Annotated in this window: 18 protein-coding genes and 1 tRNA gene; 10 read left to right on the top strand and 9 right to left on the bottom strand. The window is 39.5% G+C overall.

Annotated features, from left to right (window positions below; translation table 11 throughout):
- The first annotated feature begins 20 nt into the window (after window positions 1–20).
- From B9A58_RS03285 to B9A58_RS03275, 3 genes are all read left to right on the top strand, one after another.
- A complete protein-coding gene (locus B9A58_RS03285) occupies window positions 21–356 on the top strand; it encodes a PadR family transcriptional regulator (protein WP_084370987.1) in 336 nt (111 codons plus the stop codon).
- Window positions 346–3030, top strand: a complete 2685-nt coding sequence (locus B9A58_RS03280; protein WP_084370986.1) for an ABC transporter permease — start codon at window positions 346–348, stop codon at window positions 3028–3030. Before B9A58_RS03285 ends, B9A58_RS03280 begins: the two co-directional genes overlap by 11 nt.
- 178 nt (window positions 3031–3208) lie before the next feature.
- A complete protein-coding gene (locus tag B9A58_RS03275; protein ID WP_084370985.1) occupies window positions 3209–3817 on the top strand; it encodes a short chain dehydrogenase in 609 nt (202 codons plus the stop codon).
- A gap of 6 nt (window positions 3818–3823) precedes the next feature.
- Here B9A58_RS03275 and rsmG read toward each other — a convergent pair whose 3' ends face one another.
- Genes rsmG through B9A58_RS03260 form a run of 3 tightly spaced genes read right to left on the bottom strand, consistent with a single transcriptional unit; the run spans window position 3824 to window position 6186 of the window.
- Window positions 3824–4456 (bottom strand): 16S rRNA (guanine(527)-N(7))-methyltransferase RsmG, encoded by a 633-nt coding sequence (rsmG, locus tag B9A58_RS03270; protein WP_084370984.1) that lies wholly within the window; start codon window positions 4454–4456, stop codon window positions 3824–3826.
- A 36-nt stretch (window positions 4457–4492) separates the two neighbouring features.
- Window positions 4493–5104 carry an RNA polymerase sigma factor gene (locus B9A58_RS03265; protein ID WP_084370983.1) on the bottom strand — a complete coding sequence of 204 codons (612 nt, stop codon included), beginning with the start codon at window positions 5102–5104 and terminating at the stop codon, window positions 4493–4495.
- Window positions 5092–6186: a glycosyltransferase gene (locus B9A58_RS03260; protein WP_245826981.1), complete on the bottom strand. Its 1095-nt coding sequence runs from the start codon at window positions 6184–6186 to the stop codon at window positions 5092–5094. The genes B9A58_RS03265 and B9A58_RS03260 overlap by 13 nt, the downstream gene beginning before the upstream one ends.
- Window positions 6187–6269: 83 nt before the next feature.
- Here B9A58_RS03260 and tgt point away from each other — a divergent pair, with 83 nt between their 5' ends.
- Genes tgt through B9A58_RS03245 form a run of 3 tightly spaced genes read left to right on the top strand, consistent with a single transcriptional unit; the run spans window position 6270 to window position 9421 of the window.
- A complete protein-coding gene (gene tgt / locus B9A58_RS03255) occupies window positions 6270–7400 on the top strand; it encodes a tRNA guanosine(34) transglycosylase Tgt (protein ID WP_084370982.1) in 1131 nt (376 codons plus the stop codon).
- Between the two features lie 9 nt (window positions 7401–7409).
- Complete coding sequence (locus tag B9A58_RS03250) at window positions 7410–8486, top strand: LptF/LptG family permease (RefSeq protein WP_084370981.1); 1077 nt, start codon at window positions 7410–7412, stop codon at window positions 8484–8486.
- Window positions 8487–8494: 8 nt separating this feature from the next.
- On the top strand, window positions 8495–9421 hold the full coding sequence (locus tag B9A58_RS03245) for a DMT family transporter (RefSeq protein ID WP_245826979.1): 927 nt from the start codon (window positions 8495–8497) through the stop codon (window positions 9419–9421).
- 172 nt (window positions 9422–9593) lie between these two features.
- Here the strand turns inward: B9A58_RS03245 and B9A58_RS03240 are convergent, their stop codons facing one another.
- The 4 genes from B9A58_RS03240 to B9A58_RS03225 are packed head-to-tail and all read right to left on the bottom strand — an operon-like array spanning window position 9594 to window position 12896.
- Window positions 9594–11492 carry a CocE/NonD family hydrolase gene (locus B9A58_RS03240; RefSeq protein WP_084370980.1) on the bottom strand — a complete coding sequence of 633 codons (1899 nt, stop codon included), beginning with the start codon at window positions 11490–11492 and terminating at the stop codon, window positions 9594–9596.
- A gap of 4 nt (window positions 11493–11496) precedes the next feature.
- Complete coding sequence (gene crcB / locus B9A58_RS03235; protein ID WP_245826978.1) at window positions 11497–11871, bottom strand: fluoride efflux transporter CrcB; 375 nt, start codon at window positions 11869–11871, stop codon at window positions 11497–11499.
- Window positions 11868–12305 (bottom strand): hypothetical protein, encoded by a 438-nt coding sequence (locus tag B9A58_RS03230; protein ID WP_084370979.1) that lies wholly within the window; start codon window positions 12303–12305, stop codon window positions 11868–11870. Before B9A58_RS03230 ends, crcB begins: the two co-directional genes overlap by 4 nt.
- Window positions 12306–12896 carry an acyl carrier protein phosphodiesterase gene (locus B9A58_RS03225; protein WP_084370978.1) on the bottom strand — a complete coding sequence of 197 codons (591 nt, stop codon included), beginning with the start codon at window positions 12894–12896 and terminating at the stop codon, window positions 12306–12308.
- 65 nt (window positions 12897–12961) lie between these two features.
- Between B9A58_RS03225 and B9A58_RS03220 the strand changes: the two genes are divergently transcribed.
- Entirely contained in the window at window positions 12962–13357 is a 396-nt protein-coding gene (locus B9A58_RS03220) for a hypothetical protein (RefSeq protein WP_084370977.1), read from the top strand.
- Here the strand turns inward: B9A58_RS03220 and B9A58_RS03215 are convergent.
- Together B9A58_RS03215 and B9A58_RS03210 are read right to left on the bottom strand one after the other, a co-directional pair.
- Entirely contained in the window at window positions 13322–15424 is a 2103-nt protein-coding gene (locus tag B9A58_RS03215) for a ComEC/Rec2 family competence protein (RefSeq protein WP_084370976.1), read from the bottom strand. The two genes, B9A58_RS03220 and B9A58_RS03215, sit on opposite strands and share 36 nt — an antisense overlap.
- A 66-nt stretch (window positions 15425–15490) precedes the next feature.
- The gene (locus B9A58_RS03210) at window positions 15491–16432 is read right to left on the bottom strand and encodes a PhoH family protein (protein ID WP_084370975.1); all 942 of its coding nucleotides are present in this window, start codon (window positions 16430–16432) and stop codon (window positions 15491–15493) included.
- A gap of 70 nt (window positions 16433–16502) precedes the next feature.
- Between B9A58_RS03210 and B9A58_RS03205 the strand changes: the two genes are divergently transcribed.
- From B9A58_RS03205 to B9A58_RS03195, 3 genes are all read left to right on the top strand, one after another.
- Window positions 16503–17291 carry an SAM hydrolase/SAM-dependent halogenase family protein gene (locus tag B9A58_RS03205; protein WP_084370974.1) on the top strand — a complete coding sequence of 263 codons (789 nt, stop codon included), beginning with the start codon at window positions 16503–16505 and terminating at the stop codon, window positions 17289–17291.
- On the top strand, window positions 17288–17584 hold the full coding sequence (locus B9A58_RS03200) for a putative quinol monooxygenase (protein ID WP_084370973.1): 297 nt from the start codon (window positions 17288–17290) through the stop codon (window positions 17582–17584). Before B9A58_RS03205 ends, B9A58_RS03200 begins: the two co-directional genes overlap by 4 nt.
- 108 nt (window positions 17585–17692) lie before the next feature.
- Window positions 17693–17776: transfer RNA gene (locus tag B9A58_RS03195), tRNA-Leu, on the top strand.
- Window positions 17777–18009: the final 233 nt, after the last annotated feature.

Raw genomic sequence — 18009 nt, 5'->3', positions numbered from 1 at the left:
GTTTTACAAAATATATAAAAATGAAGAAAACACATTTGGGAGAGTTTGAAGAGTTGGTGTTGACCATGGTTGGTATCCTGGTAAAGGAGGCTTATGGAAGCACCATTGTGACCGAGATAAAACAGCAGTTGGATCGGACGGTAAACCTAAGTGCAGTTCATATTACTCTGTATCGACTGGAGGATAAGGGACTGATAAAATCAGAAATGCGTGGCGCAACAGCACAGCGGGGGGGGAGGAGAAAACGATACTTTGAGTTGACTCAAAGTGGTCTGGCCTTGCTTCGGGAGGTCAAAGCACAGCGTAGCAAGCTTTGGGAACTGATGCCACAATTAAATTTTAGTGGTGAACTTTAAACTTGATAGACATACAGAGATTAAGAATCCTCCAAAATGGCTTCTGAAGCTGTTTAAATGGATTTGCCCTGAATCTATTGAGGAAGGTTTGTTGGGAGATTTGTTGGAGCAATTTGCCGATCAAACCAAGCAATATGGGGAGCGAAGAGCTAAGATTCAATTTGTTTGGAATATCATCAGGCTCATACATCCATATATTTTATTTAAAAACAAATGGGTTGTGAATTTTCTTAATATGGGATTGTTAAAAAATCATTTGCTTGTAGCCATGCGCAGCATGATGAAATACAAATTTTACTCTTTTGTCAATGTTCTTGGCCTTGCTGCGGCAATAGCACTGGTATTTCTGGTGTCTGTTTTTGTACAGAATCAGTGGTCATTTGATCAGTTTCACAATAAAAAAGAAAAGATTTTTCGCTTGAGTAGTCGTAAAGTTGATCCTGTTTCTGGGGTTAAGATTAAAGAAGATGCCATTACTTCCATACCACTGGCACCTGCACTCAAAGCCGAAGTCACCCAGATCAAGGACTATACCCGTCTAGCCAGTACGAATGTTATCCTTATGAAGGATCAGACACCTTTTCGTGAGTCCTTGACATTTGTGGATCAGCAGTTTTTAGAAATTTTCGATTTTCCCATGCTAAGCGGCAGTAGAAGTAGTGCTTTGCGAGAGCGAAATGCGATCGTGCTTACTCAAGATATGGCGCAAAAATATTTCGGCTACGACGATCCCATGGGCAAATATATTGAGGTGATTATCAAAGACAGTACGCAAACCATGCAAGTTACAGGTATAGTGGATTCAAAAGCTGATCAATCCAGTATCACCTTTGACTTGTTGGTACCACTCATGATGTATCAGGTGGATGTTTCAGAATCAATATTTAATACTTTTGGAGTAGGAGTTCTGGAGTCTTTTGTCTTACTGGAAGAACCAAATAGTCTGAATGACTTAAGTCAATTGATGTCTGAGGTTGTTCAAAAATACACCCCACCTTCACATACGAAAATGGAAATAGGTTTGCATTCCTTGAGCAGTATGTATTTTGAGACCGAGATTACAGGCAATACAGCATTTATTAATCCTCAAAAGATTTGGATTCTTGTGGCCATAGCTACGCTGGTATTGATTGTGGCTACTATCAACTTTATCACACTGTCTACAGGCCACGCCCTCGTGCGTTTGAAAGAAGTAGGATTGAGGAAAACACTTGGTGCTTTCAATGGGCAGCTCAGAAGGCAATTTGTCGCAGAGGCCTTCTTTGTTTCGCTGATAGCCTGTTTTGTGGGTGTAGGTATAGCATTTGTAATGTTACCTCTCTTCAATAATGTCCTTGACGCCAACCTTAGTTTTGACTTGACATGGGACAGTTTGCAGGTGCTTTTTATTGTCTGCATATTGATTGCTGTGGTCGCAGGCAGTTTGCAAGGAATAGCCCTCATACAAACCAAAGCACAACAAGCACTTCGAGGAAAAGCATCTGGTTCTTTACGTGCTGGGTGGCTGAGCAGAATCCTCATTATTATTCAATTCTCACTTTCGACATTACTGATTATGGGGACACTGGTTATAAATGCCCAGATGGAATATGTTCAAAACAAAGAGCTTGGCTACGACAAAGAAAGGCTATTGGGACTGTCTATGGGTGGCTCAGAAGACCGGGACGCTAATCATCGTTTTTTCAATAAGTACAAAAATATGCTAAGCCAAGAACCTCAGATACAGGGGGTGTCAGCTGCCATGAATCCACTGAAGGAAAAGAATTGGACGAAATTTAGATTCATGCAATCAAATGAAGAAGAGGAGAATATATTTTTTAATCTCGTGACACCAGAATACGTCAAATCCATGGGTATCGAAATAGTTGAAGGCAAAGACTTCAGGAATGATGAACCTAGAGATTCTAAATCTATCCTTGTTAATGAGGCTTTGGTTAGACATTTTGGTTTTGAAGACCCACTCAATGCCCAAATTCCAGGAAAGGATTTTGATACCCCACACCGTATCGTGGGTGTGATGAAAGATTTTCATTTTAGCACGTTGCATGAAAAAATCGAACCCCTAATAATTGCAGTAAACCTCCAAGCCATTCGTAGTGGTATTAGTGGCGTGACAGCCTATGTCTGGCCACCTGATATCTATCAGATATTAGTGAAGGTGGGGCCTGGAGACCTCGAACCAGTTATTGAGAAAATGGAAGAAGCTTGGGGGAATATGGAAACCAACGAGCCTTTTCAATGTGAATTTGCGAACGAAATACTTGCACGCAGGTATCAAGAAGAACAACGCTATGAAAAAATCACAACAGCAGCATCTGTCTTTGCTATTCTGATTGCCTGGATGGGTTTGCTCGGAGTAACCAGACTAACAGTTCAAAAAAGAACGAAGGAGATTGGAATTCGTCGAGTTTTAGGATCTACAGAACTATCAATGATTTCATTGCTCACCAGACCATTTATAAACCTTGTTTTGGTTTCGCTTATTCTGGCAGCACCAATGGCTTGGTTTGTTGCTTCAGAGTGGTTGCAGTCTTTTACTTATCGAATAGATTTGAGAGCTTTAGAGTTTGTCATTGCTGGAGGAGTCGTTCTACTCCTGACCTTGCTCTCCGTCGGGTTTCAGGCCTATCGCGCTTCGCTGACAAGTCCGGTAGAAACCATCAGGTGTGAGTAAAATAAACTTACCTGAATCATGAGATATAGAAATATTGACTGAAAAATTTCAAGGTTTTGCCAAACAGTCCAATCACGCCCAAAGAAATGCTGCCCCAAAAGGAATAATAATCGATTATTCATATATTACAAGTCAGGTCTTTTTTAGGCGTTATTTATTGGTATTAATTTGAAAAGGTATGAAAATAATTATAGTTGGAGGTCATGGTTCTATTGGGAGGAGAGTGGTAGATGTACTAGCTAAAAAGCATGATATCATTACCGCCAGTAGATCCAAAGGGAATGTGAATGTGGATTTGGTGGATATTGAGTCTATTCGAGAATTGTACGAAACGGTAGGAGACTTTGATGCTGTGATTAGCATTGCAGGAGAAGCAAAGTGGGCACCAATGAACGAAATGAAAGAGGGGGATTATTATGTAGGTATTCGAAGCAAGCTCATGGGACAGGTGAATCTCGTAAGAGTAGGTATGGAATACATCAAACCCAATGGTTCGTTTACTTTGACTACGGGTATTTTGGCCGATTATCCTGTGGATCAAACTACAAGTGCAGCCATGGTGAATGGTGGCATCCACAGTTTCGTGAGAGCCGCCGCACTCGAAATGAGAGATGGCATCCGAATCAATGCCGTTTCGTCTGGCTTAGTAGAAGACGCCATAGACAAATATCAAGATCATTTTCCAGGTCACAATGCCATACCCATGCGCAAAGTGGTGAATGGATACATCAGAAGTCTGGAAGGAAAGGGCAATGGGGAAGTAATTCGGATATACGACAATCAGTAATAAGGTTTACTGACGAGGAACGTGCACTACTTTTTTCGTGTCAAAAAAATCTTCGTGGAAAAATTTTGGCAAATCATATAGCTTGTATCTCAATTTTGACTCTTGAAGTTCTTCAGCCAGGTCACCACCCTTTAAATACAAAATACCATTTTGGAGTTCATGATTGGACTCCTTTTTTATTTTGCCTTTGATCCAAGAATAAAAAGGTTTCATGCGAGTAACTGCACGGCTGACAATAAAATCAAACTGTTCTTCTATTTCTTCCGCTCGTGCGTGGAGGCCTCTTACATTGGTCAGGCCCAGGGCCTGCACCACTTCATTCACCACTTTTATTTTCTTCCCAATGCTGTCAACTAGTAGGAAATCCGTTTCTGGATGAAGGATGGCCAATGGAATACCCGGAAAACCACCCCCAGTTCCAACGTCCAAAATTCGAGTGCCAGGTCTGAATTTTTGAACCATGGCAATACCAAGAGAATGAAGTACATGACGAATGTAAAGTTCTTCAATGTCCTTTCTAGAGATTACATTGATCTTAGCATTCCAATCGATATATAAGGGCATCAGCTGAGCTATTTGCTCTTGCTGCCTGCTGGATAAATCTGGAAAGTATTTGAAGATTACTTCTTTGTCATTCATGACGCAAAGCTACTCAGTTACGATCTTGTAAAAAGATTAGATATGTTTCTTTTTGTCCTTCACCAAATCATACATGAGTTCTCTAGCCCTGTGCAGCTGAGCTTTTACAGTACCCAGAGGAGCATCGAGCGTCTTAGCGATTTCATCATAAGACAATTCATCAAAGTATCTCAGTCTGACCAGTCTCTGGTATTTTGGAGGGAGTTTGGATACAAACATCTGCACCAATTCTTTTTTCTGAGTGTTGATGGCTTCGTCCTGTGGATTTCTGTTTTTATCTTCTACATCAATGGTTACAGCCTCTCCACCATCATCTGTGAAGGATGTATTCAAGCTAAAAGTATTAAGCTTTTTCTTTCTGATAAAATCAATGGTATTGTTAGTAGCAATACGAAACAACCAGGTGCTAAAAGTATAGTCCTTCTTGAATTTGTGTAGGTTTTTAAATGCTTTGGCGAATGCCTCAATGGTAAGATCCTCAGCATCATCCGTATTTCTGATCATTTTCAGAATCATGTGATATACAGGTCTTTTGTAGCGCTCCATGAGCTCGGCAAAAGCTTGTTCATCACCTTCATTTACCGCATGATCTATGAGTTTGAAATCTTTTAATGCCTTATCTGAGAATTGTTTTTTTATTTCTTCCATCTAACCTTCTTAGTGAATAACGCAATTATGCCAAATATAGATGCATAACCCACGTACAAAATGTCCATCACGGGTACAAGCCAAATGTTCATACGGTAGCCGAACTTTTTGGATGTCGAATTGATCAAAATGGTCACAAAAATCATTCTGAAAACCAACAGTCCGGCAGGAATGAGGTAGTTATTGGTTTGTACGGCTAAAATAATCAAAGCCAGCCAAAAAACTAGGTTAGACAAATTTTGAAAACCTAGGAGCATTTTGTCTTTGAACCCATAGTACTTACCCACTGACCAATGCCGAAGTTTTTGATGTATGTACGCTCCCCAAGTTGCTTTAGGAATAGAGTAGGTAAGAGAGCTGGCCCCTAAGACTACTCTTGTATTTTTCTTATGAGCGTATTCATTTACCAATAGATCGTCATCACCACCTGTTACGTGCTGTATCTTACTAAAGCCCTTGTGTTTGAGGAAGGATGATTTTCTATAGGCCAGATTGCGTCCAACTCCCATATATGGATTGCCAGCTAGAGCAAACCCAATATAATTCATGGCTGTCCATTGTGTTTCAAACTGTATGAACTGACCCAAAAGACCACTGTCTTTTTCATAAGGAGAAATACCTAACACATATTGAGTGTCCTTAGTGAAGGCTCCTGTCATTTTAGAAATCCAGTGCTCAGAGGCAGGTATACAGTCAGCATCTGTTAACAATATGATGTCATGGGTTGCTGCTTTGATTCCCATGGTCAGGGCAAACTTCTTCGCATTGATATGATCGTGAACTTGATCTACTCGAGCAAACTTGAGTTTGTCTGACTGGTTTTCTAGCAGATAGTCGTAGGTGCCATCCTCTGACCGATCATCTACTATCACAACCTCAAAATCCAAGTGATCTTGATTAAGAAGGCGTGGGATAAGTTTTTTGAGGTTGTCTAATTCATTATGTGCGCAAACAATTACGGATACAGGATGAACCCTATTTGTTTTTGGCTTGAAGCCTAAAATTTTTGCTAACACAACTATCCAATAAATTACCAATACTGCCAGTGAACTGGTGGCGACTACCTCTACTATTTCTACCATTCAATCTTATTATTAATCGGAGGCAAAGATATGTGTCTGAGTGAAAAGATTATTTTATAAATCAACCTATTTTTGCCCGCAACATGAATTTTGAATTACTCCAGAAAGATCCCAAGTCCAAAGCCAGGGCTGGCAAAATCACAACTGATCATGGTGAAATAGAAACACCCATTTTTATGCCTGTAGGAACTGCAGGTACTGTGAAAGCCCTGCATCAACGTGAATTAAAGGAAGATGTGAAGGCGGAGATCATTTTGGGCAATACTTATCATTTGTACTTGCGTCCTGGCCTTGATGTGATAGAAGCCGCAGGCGGGCTACATCAATTCAATGGTTGGGATCGCCCGATGTTGACTGACAGTGGTGGATATCAAGTCTATTCGCTCAAGGATAGACGAAAAATCACAGAGGAGGGTGTGAAATTTCAATCACATATAGATGGTTCCCGGCATAATTTCACGCCTGAAAGCGTTATGGATATTCAGCGAACTATTGGTGCGGATATCATCATGGCCTTTGATGAGTGTACACCTTATCCGTGCGATGAAAAATATGCCAAGAATTCTATGGAAATGACACATCGTTGGCTGAAACGTTGTTGTGACCGATTTGATGAAACCGAGCCAAAGTATGGTTATGATCAAACCCTGTTCCCAATAGTACAAGGAAGTACCTATCACGATTTAAGAACCAAATCTGCAGAAACAATAGCCTCATTTGGCAGAGAGGGCAATGCTATAGGTGGGCTCTCAGTTGGTGAACCTGCCGAGATGATGTACGAATCTACGGATTTGGTCTGTAGTATTTTGCCAGAAGACAAGCCTAGGTACTTGATGGGAGTAGGTACACCCAGCAACCTGATTGAATGTATAGCATTGGGCGTGGATATGTTCGACTGTGTATTGCCTACTCGGAATGCCAGACATGGAGTTCTATACACTTCAGAGGGTATTATTAATATTAAAAATGAGAAGTGGGAAAAGGATTTTTCACCAGTTGATCCGAATCTGGCTGGGCATGTGGATATGAATTATTCCAAGGCTTATCTGAGACACTTGATTCGAACAGGGGAGATGCTAGGAGCTCAGATTGCTAGTATTCACAATCTTTCTTTCTTTTTGTGGTTGGTCAAAGAAGCACGGGCACATATTTTGCAAGGAGATTTTGCCTCTTGGAAAAATGCTATATTGCCCAAACTTTCTAATCGATTATAAGATCTAATAGTGAAGCTGCTCGATAAGTACATACTGTCTAAATTCCTCAAAACCTATGTTTTCGTTGTTGGGATTTTGGTAGTCGTGATTATGGTCATCGACTTTACTGAGAAAAACGAAAAGTACATAAAGAATGCAGTTCCTGCTGAGGCGATTGTACAATACTATTTGGCTTTTGCACCATGGATAGCTAACCTGATTTCTCCTATTACAGTGTTTATCACGACTGTTTTGGTTACCTCTGGAATGGCTGTGAAAACTGAAATCGTGGCCATTCTCTCTGCAGGTGTAAGTTTTAGAAGAATGCTTGTGCCGTATTTGATTGGTGCCTGTATGATAGCAGCTGTGAGCTTTTATGTCAACGGTTGGTTGATTCCGAATTCAAATAAGTATAGGATTGGGTTTGAAATTGAATACCTGAAAAAACCGTTTTACTTCAATGAACGAGACATTCATTTCAAGGTAGCAGACAACGACTACATTTATATTCAACGCTATAATAATAGGACCGAGTCAGCTTACAGGGTTACCTTGGAGCGAATAGTGAACAATAAATTAGAAGCTAAGCTCTTTGCAAAAAAAATGACTTGGGATGATTCCTTGAATAATTGGAAGTTTAAAGACTGGGAACTCAGAGAGATCAAGAACTTCAGGGAGGTGATTACAAGAGGAGAAGAAATAGACTCTGTATTTAACCTGTCTCCAGATGACTTCGACACCAAGTATCAGCTCAATGCCACCATGAACATGGATGAGCTGGAAGAATATATTGACCTGCTGAAATCAAGAGGATCGAGTGAGGTAGGTCTTTACGAAATCGAAAAATATATTCGCTACATGTTGCCCTTTACAGCAATTATATTGACCCTAATGGGTGTATCTGTATCTGCCGAAAAATCAACCAGAGGTGGAGCCGGGTTTAAAATTGCCTTGGGCTTTGTGATTGCTTTTGTTTTCATTCTATTATTTGTTTTGGTCAAAGCCATAGCAGAAGCGGGCTCCATGCACCCCATTTTAGCGATATGGATACCTAATATAGTTGGACTTGCTGCTGCGTTGGTGATGTACAGGTTTGTACCCAAGTAAATCTATACATGTCTACCATCAAAACACCCTCCATGCTGAATGCCTACCTGTTATTGCACTTCATTGTGTTTATCTGGGGATTCACTGCCATACTGGGAAAGCTGATAGAGATACCAGCTGTAGAAGTAGTTTTTTATAGGACGCTGTTCGCCAGTATCGGATTGTATGCGCTTTTGAAATGGAGGAAAATACCTATCAAAGTCCCCAAAAAGGAGCTTTGGACTATTCTTGGTACTGGTGTACTTATAGCTATACACTGGATTCTTTTCTTCTTGGCCGCCAGAATATCTAATGTTTCAATATGCCTTGCAGGTATGGCTACTGCCTCTTTATGGACGAGCTTCATTGATCCCATGGTCAATAAAAGGAAAATCAAATTTTACGAACCACTTGTGGCTATTGTGTCAGTCATTGGCATAGCAGTAGTGTTTCAATCTACCATTGATGCAGCCATGGGTTTCATTGTGGCCATAATTTCCGCTTTTTTGGCGGCAGTGTTTACAGTCATCAATGGGAAATTGGTAGCAAAACAAAATCACTTCACAATCACCTATTACGAGATGATTGGCGCTTGTGGGACAGTTGTCCTATTTTTTCCTGTGTATGGTTATTGGTTTACTGACTATGGATTGTCACTCCTGTTCACGACCAGTGATTTTATTTATCTGTTGATATTGAGTCTGATTTGCACAGTATATGCTTACTCCATTGCTGTGAAATTGATGCAGCGTTTGACTGCTTTCACTATAAACCTTACCATCAACCTGGAGCCAGTATATGGTATTACAGTGGCTGTGTTTTTATTTGGAAGTGAGGAAAAAATGGATGGTAATTTTTACTGGGGAACAGCTATAATTGTCTTATCAGTAATTATGTATCCGCTATTACGCAGATATTTTGATGGTAAAAATATCAAAAGAGATATCGTTCGGTAATCAATTTTTTTTAAAAATTTACGGAGGATTTTTTTCATTTGTCGAAGAAAGCACCTAATTCGTCGATGAAAAGGTTTGATTCCTCCAAAATATTTTCTAATTTAGAATTACAAAATTCCAAAAATCAGACTGACCTAAATCAGTTGATGAAACCATCCCACCCAGGATGGTTTTATTTTTTCAATTCATTGGGCAAAATTCCGACTTCAATATAAGAAGGTTTAACCCCAGACCTCCCAACAAAGTGCTTAGCTTTTACAAAGTCCTCTGGTTGTGCTTCAAAAATATTTTCTACATAAGTTTGTGGATTTATATCGACCAATGGAAACCAGGAACTCTGAACCTGAACCATGATTTGGTGACCTTTTTTGAACGTATGTAAAACATCCAGTAGGGGCAGTTTAATAACCTCCTCTTGCTTAGGTGCAAATGGCTTTGGCCTTTCATAACTATCTCTGAATCTTCCACGGATTACTTCACTTCTGACCATCTGATGATATCTTTTCATGGACAACTCAGGCTGATGAGGATAGGCTGGATGGTTGCTTGGGTAAACGTCAATGAGTTTTACTACCCAGTCTGCCGCAGATTGATCCGTTTTTACAACTAAGTTGGCAAGAATGGGGCCAGCCATAGTTAGGTTTTCTTCCAAGGGTTCAGATAGATAGTAGAGTACATCAGGCCTATCATTGACAAAGCTCTGATCGTCTGTCATATATGGTTTCGCTAGGCCTATATCTTTATAGGCTAGAAAAGGGACAGGATTTTCAGGGTCGCTATCAAATACATCTACTCCAAATTGATTGTCTTGAGGAGGCGTTTGTGATAAGCGTTTCTTTTCTTTGAAGTAAAACTTAACCTTCTCTATGTTTTTAGGCGGCCATTCGTCAAAAGTCTTCCATTCATTGATGCCAGTTTGAAACATGCATGCTTCAGGTAATTCATTTTCGCCTTTTCCTTTGAGGTGGTAAGCAAAAAATGGTTCGATCATGTGGTCGTTATAGAAGTTGGAAGTTTTTGCACCAAAATGCACATTGCCTAATACATCACCATCAGTTCTTCTCCAACCACCATGTCCCCATGGCCCCATAATCAAGGTATTGTTGATGTCAGGGTTATTCTTTTCAATCGTTTCATAGATTTTCAGAGGGCCATACAGATCTTCTGCATCATACCATCCACCCACAGTCAGGACGGCGCATGAGATATTATTCAAATGAAGAAGGATGTTTCTGTCTTGCCAGAATTTGTCATAATTGGGGTGCGCGACCAGATCATTCCAAAATTTAATGCTGTCGCTCAAGTATTGTTTTTTGGCCAAAGAAACTGGCGTGATGGATTTGAAGAAAGAATATCCATCGTTTGTGCCATGCTGGAATTTAGGTTTTTTAATCTGAGTGGGATTGGGTCGAGGTCTTCCGAAGCTCGAAAAGAAATTGAAAGCATGAGGGTAAAAGAATGCTCCATGATGGTGGAAATCGTCAAAGAACCAATCGGCAATTGGGGCTTGTGGCGATACAGCTACGAGTGCAGGATGAGAATCGATCATGCCAGCGGCTGCATAGAATCCAGGATAAGATATGCCCCATTGACCCACTTTGCCATTGTTGTTGTCTATATTGGCCAATAGCCACTCTATCGTATCAAAGGTATCTTTACTCTCATTCGTGTTTCGTTTGTGAGGGGTCATATCCTCAAATTCTCCTTCTGACATGTGCGTGCCACGTACATCTTGATACACAAAAATGTACTTGTCCCGAGTCATTCGCATATTCGGTCCCAAATCAATTTTGTAATTGTCTTCACCATACGGATTTACACTATATGGTGTACGATATATGATGATCGGGTAGGCTTCGTTTTTATCTTTTGGTGTATAGATAGCTGTAAATAACTTGGAACCGTCCCGCATTGGGATGTAAACCTCTTGCTTGTTGTAATTGCTATAAACGAACGTGGAGTCTTCTTCTGCTGTGAATGGGACATAGGGTTCCCGTTCAGAACTGCATCCTGAAATAAACAGGATCGATAAGATGAGGAGTGCAAAATGTTTTTTATTTGATTGGGTCATAAGGTTAAGCTAAATACATTTTTCCGATATACCATCCCAAGCCAGCGGCTGAGAGCCCAAGGATTAAACTGAGTGACATATACAATAGGGCTGATCCAATATGGTTTGCCAATAATAAATTTATATTTTCCACACTGAAAGTCGAGAACGTGGTGAATCCACCACAAAACCCTGATGTCAAAAGGACAAAATAGGATCGATCTACTTTGCCAAAGTAATGAAACAAGAAACCCAATAGAAAGGAGCCTAGTATATTGACCACTAGTGTGCCAGAGTGCGCTATTCCTGGGGTAAGTTTTAGCATCCATTGAGAAATGAAAAATCGCAGCATGCTACCTAGCATGCCACCTAGTCCTACAAATAGAGCTAATCTTATCATTTTTCTAGTTTCTTAAATTTCTTTTTAAGGTATTTCAGTGTTTTGTCGTATTCTGTGTTTTCTTGTTTGCTTATGGCAAGCTGCTTGCCTGAAATGAGTTTGATAGTGAGTTCTTCATACAAACCACCATAAGTTTTAATAGAAGTGTGAAACCAATGATCGATCTCCTTTCCCCCAAAGGAATATTTTGTCAATTTAAAAGGAAATTTTACTTCAAATTTCTCCTTAGATACCTTAAGTGTCTTTAGTGAAAAAAGAATCTTTATGAGCACCACGAATCCAATGGGTCCAGAGGTATATATCAGCACATACCACCAAGTACGATCTGTGGCTGATTGAATATGTACGAGGCCATACGTAAAAGCACCCAGGGCTAAAGTGATAAAAAGTCCTACGGAAAAGAGAGTGCCAATTTTTGGTTTGGAAACGATCATTTACTTTTTGATTTGATCGGTAAAATTATGGATATGGCTTAATATTTCTTCAAAAAATGCCTGAAATTCCTTCTCAAATCTGTCATAGTCTTCTGTCAAATTTTTGACTGCGTTTTCCATGCCAGATTTAAAGGAGGTTCTCTGTGCCATACCACTCAGGGCAAATTGAATGCCTTCTAAAAATTGATAGTTGTATAGCCAGTCTCCTGCTTCCATGTAGCTCAATAAATATTTGCATCTTTCTGGAAGCAGAGACTGATTCTCGTTGAGCAATTTGTAATGTCTAGAACAAAAAGTTTTAAGATCTTCCTTTGAGTACTTAGACCAATGCCTAGCTAAAAAGTGATCATAGTATACATCCATGATAACCCCGGCATAATGACGATATTCTTTTGCTAATCTTCTCTTGCCATCCAGAAAAATGGGATGATTGTCTGCATAATGATCTATTTCTCTGTGTATTAAAATTCCATGTTGAACCTCTAATGGGTACTCTAGATATTTTTTACCTTTAACAAAATCAGCAATGAAGTTGCCTATGGCTATGGATTCATCGTCAAATGAAAGGTATAAATGCGACAGATAGTTCATTGGAAGATAATATAGGCCTTTTCGTCTGATTTCTTATATTTGTTTAAAATCTAAACCAGCTGATCATGTCAAAAGCACATCTTAATATTCTTGTTCAACTCGCAAAGGTAGATGGTATTGTCGTCCAAGAAGAAGTGGATCTCATCAACGAGGTGGGCAAGGCAAATGGCATGACCGAGGAGGAAATAGCCTCTTGCTTTGATGAAGAATTGCCAATAGGAGATTTGTCTACACTCAAAGATGACAAAAAGTATGATTTGATTTATTCCATCGTGCAGTTGATGAAGATTGACGGCAAGTTGTACAATGAAGAAATTAAATTTTGTGCTAAAATGTCTGCTAAGCTTGGGTACGAGGAAGATGTACTCTTCGAACTGATGCTTAAGATTTATGCAGACCCTGATCTTTGTGCAGACAAGGAGTCTTTAAAAAAGCATATCCAAGAATTTCTGATTCCTTGATAGAGAGACCAAATGAGCCTGATCGTGCAGGCTGAATAAATTCATTTTCAAACTCTTTGCTTCTGATTTTAGTCTATTGGCATAAAATGGGTGGTTCGTTTGGTCAATAATCACTTCTTTAAAATCTACTATCCGATCTAGAATGGTTAAAGAATCTATAGCCTGGTTGGAAATGACAACAATATCTGCTTTCAGCCTGAATTGAATTTGATTGACATCGAATGGCTGAGTGAAGAATAGTGTTCTTTTGTTTTTGAAAATATGCATTCGAGCAAAACTGCCGAGTTGGGTTGAAATCAAATGTGGGCTTCTTGGAGGTGGAAGCAAATTATGTATTCTGTTAGGCGAAATGTGCTGTTCAAGTTTTTCAAAATCGAAAATAGAATCCAAAGTGAATAATTGAGCCTCGAATTTTTCTACTTGATCAATAATCGGACTTTTCCCCATGGAATAAAAAGCCATATCGTTAGTATTGGAGCGTATGAGGATATGCCAAATCCTGTCCAAACTGAACCCAGTAATGATAAATAACATCAACCAGGCATAAGAAATTTTTTTGTATCTGAGCAAACAGAGAAAGGCTATGATGGCCATGTAAATAAGGAAAGTTTGGAAGCTAGACATATAAATCCAGTCTATTACACTTCCATCCAATACCTGTATGCGTGCCACAAAACAATTCATGAAACCTACTAATTCTTCAAGAAACCATCCAATCCATGGTGTAAAAGATCCAAAAGCGAGAACACCTAATCCTAAAATCATGATAGCAAAAGCTACTGGAATTACAATTAAGTTTGCGATCAGGAAATAGGAGGGGAACTGATGAAAGTAGTAAATACTTAATGGGAAAGTTGCTATTTGTGCAGCCAGAGACACGCAGACTAGTTGCCATAAATAGTCCCCAACTCGATTCTGAATATCCCAAAACTGATAGAGTTTCGGATACAGATAGACGATGCCAGCCACAGCTAAAAAGGAAAGCTGAAAACCTATGTTGAACAGAAATGTGGGGTCAAATATGAGCAAAACGAAAGCAACAAAAGAGAGCGAATTGAATACTTGATTTTTTCTGTCCAATATTTTGGCAAAAATCATACAAGAAAACATGGTTACTGCTCTGAGTATGGACGGTGAAAATCCAGTTAAAAGTGCATACAGCCAAAGTGCCATGATGCTGATGGTAGGAGTGACGAAACGTTTGAAATTCCCAGGAGGAATGCCCTTAAATAACCAATTCAATAAAAAATAAATAATGGATACATGGAGCCCGGATACAGCCAATACGTGCATAGCACCTGCAGTCGCATACGCAGTTTTTATTTCTGGGTTCAACTGTCCTTTGATTCCCAAAAGTAGTGCCAAGACAATCGCCTCTTCATCCTTTCCGTTAATGTTGGATTTAATGACGCTTTCAAAATGACTCCTTATCCTATAAACTGCACTCATCAAAGCATTGGCTTTGTGTTTGCCAATCAATGTGATTTGATCGTGTGTGACAAATTGATGTAAATATATATGCTGGTCGGCCATGTACTTGGCAAAATCAAACTCATGGGGATTTTTGGCCTCGTCAATTAAATAAGGATGACCTTCTATTCTAACCTTATCACCGTAGACTAAGGTTGAGTTTTGTTCAGCAGCTTTCTTTTCATAAAGTAAGATTTTGGTAGGGATATTCAGAAAGCCTGAATCCTGAATGCCAAGATTCACATCCACATGGTAGACCATGTATTTTTCTTTTTCTGTGGGAAATGAAGTGATGGTGCCAATGAATGCTTTGCATTCATTCCATGTTGACTGGATTAGGAGCCTTTTATTGTAGCTGTTCGAACTGCCATAGTGGTGCATTCCTATCAAGCCTATAGAAACTAATAATAGGTTAGCGAGAATGATATTTGGCGTATTTTTAAAAACAGCCTTGACAACAACAACCAAAATGAATAAAGACAGAATCAAATATTGCAAGGCCAGTAGCGAGATTGTAAAATCATGACGAGCTGCCAAAATGCCTAAAGCAAAGGCCAGAATGATTCTCAGAAATGGGCGGTTGGTCCAAAGAGACATTTCAATAGTTAACTTGAAATGCTGCTGGCTTAAATCTAATTATTTAATAGAAAATGAAAGTTAATTTCAGGAGTTTTCTTCCTTGTCGTACGCTTCGATAATAGATCGGACGAGTTTGTGTCGAATAACATCTTTGCCGTCTAGCTCAACAAAACCTATGTCCTTTATGTTTTTGAGAATCTTAAGCGACTCGGCCATGCCCGATTTTTGTTTTGTTGGCAAATCAATCTGTGACATATCACCGGTTACGATCACCTTTGAATTTGGCCCCATTCTTGTCAAAAACATTTTGATTTGCATGGGTGTAGTGTTTTGCGCTTCATCCAACAAAATGAAAGCGTCATTGAGTGTGCGTCCTCTCATGTATGCCAATGGTGCAATTTCAATGACACCATTTTCCATGTAATATCTGAGCTTTTCACCTGGAACCATATCATGAAGCGCGTCATAGATAGGCCTTAAATAGGGGTCTATTTTTTCTTTCAGATCTCCAGGTAGAAAACCTAAATTTTCTCCAGCTTCTACTGCCGGACGAGTTATTATTATTTTCTTGACGTCACGATCCTTGAGCGCTTTTACGGCCAGTGCTACAGAAATGTAGGTTTTCCCTGTCCCAGCTGGCCCAATGGCAAAGACTAAATCTTTCTTATGAACGGCCTCTACTAGCTTCTTTTGGTTTTTGGACTTGGGCGCAATTTTAAAGCCTTTGGTTCCATAGATCAGCACATCTCCATCTGAATCAACAAATTTGTCTTCTTCTTGATTGAGATAGGTTTTGATTTGATCATTCGTGATAGTTCCAAACTTGTGGTAATGTTCCACCAGAGAGTTTAAAATCGAATTAATTTGTATGATCTCAGGAGATGAACCTTGGATTCTAATTTCATTGCCGCGTGATACTATTTTCGACTTTGGAAATGCCGAAGCTATATCATTGATATTTTGGTTTTCAACACCCAAAAAGTCAGTGAGTGGAATGTTCTCTAGGGTAATAATTTTTTCTACCAAATGAAGTTTCTAATTTGCGGTCAAATTATATTTTTGCTAGACAAAATAAACAGATTTTTCAATAGCTTGTATGGCCATCGTTACATTTCTTTCTGATTTTGGACAATCCGATCATTACGTGGCTGCCGTGAAAGCAAGCATCTTGGGAGAAAACCCAAATATCAATATTGTTGACATTTCTCATCAAATAGCTGTGGGTGATATTGGGCATGCTGCTTATGTATTAGATGCTGTTTTTCGTGATTTTCCAAAAGGCACAGTACATGTTTTTGCTGTTTCTAATACGACGAAGAGGATTGTTAAGAATGTAGCTGTAAAGCTGGAAGATCACTTTTTCATAGGAGAAGATTCAGGTCTTATATCCTTGCTTAGTGAAGAAAGACCAGCAGCAGTAGTGGATATCAACGGAGTGAAGCCAGTCAGATCACCATTTATAGCTAAGACTTTGTTTGGCCCGTTAGCAGGGAAGATTGCCAGTGGCAAGGATATTCAAGATTTTGGTAAACGACTAGAAGATGTCGAAAGGCTGATGCCACCTAGAGCTAAGGCGACCAAAAAGCAAATTGCTGGTAATGTGATCAGAATAGATCACTATGGTAATTTGATTACTAATATTATGAAGACGGACTTTGATGCTATATGGAAAATCAATGATCATTTCCCGTATGTAATCAACTTCAGAAGAGAGAAGGTCTTGCAATTACACAATCATTATTCAGATGTAACTTCTGGTGAATGTTTTGTTTTGTTCAATTCTATGGGACGTCTTCAAGTTGGTATTAACCAGGGGAGTGGAGCGGAACTGTTGGGACTGATGATAGGAGATCAGGTATTTATTGATTTTACGTTAGAGACATGATTATCAGGGTAGTAAGGATGACCTTCAAAGAGGAAGCATTGAATGAGTTTCTTCAAATATTCGAAAAGAGTAAAGAAAGGATCCGATCCTTTTCTGGGTGTCAACATTTACAGTTGCTGGAAGATGCGCATGCTTCAAATGTATACGCTACCTATAGTATTTGGGAAAGTGAAACTGCTTTAAATAGGTATCGTCACTCTGAGCTGTTTGGTCAGGTTTGGCCAGAGACCAAACAATTATTTGCAGCGCCTCCAGTGGCTCATTCCTACCTTCAAAAAATAAAATTGGATTGATTTCAATCCGAGTATTGACTTCTTGAAAATCTTTAGATATGTTTGCATCCCTTTTGAAAGAGAGGATACCAGACCATAGCTTTTTAGCAATAAAAAGTTCTCCGAAATGCCCAGGTGGCGGAACTGGTAGACGCGCTAGACTCAAACTCTAGTGGCTTCACGGCCGTGCCGGTTCGATTCCGGCCCTGGGTACTTTTTAAGAATTAAAGCCTTGTAAATCAATGATTTGCAAGGCTTTTTTTGTTTAGTCATGTGGATTCTGATCACTACATATTTCTTCGTGATTAGCTATCCTAACCTATAGTTTTTAAACAGTTACCTAATTCCTAGGTCAATAAAAGTCATTCTGTCTAGAGGTACGACGAGAGGAATCACGTTAGCTGGCAGCATGTAAATGTCCGGGCAAATCTTCTGCTAGACCTTGA

Source organism: Reichenbachiella faecimaris, from assembly GCF_900176375.1.
GTDB lineage: Bacteria > Bacteroidota > Bacteroidia > Cytophagales > Cyclobacteriaceae > Reichenbachiella > Reichenbachiella faecimaris.
Note: the sequence above shows the minus strand (reverse complement) of the source record. Positions and strands in the feature narration are given on the sequence as shown.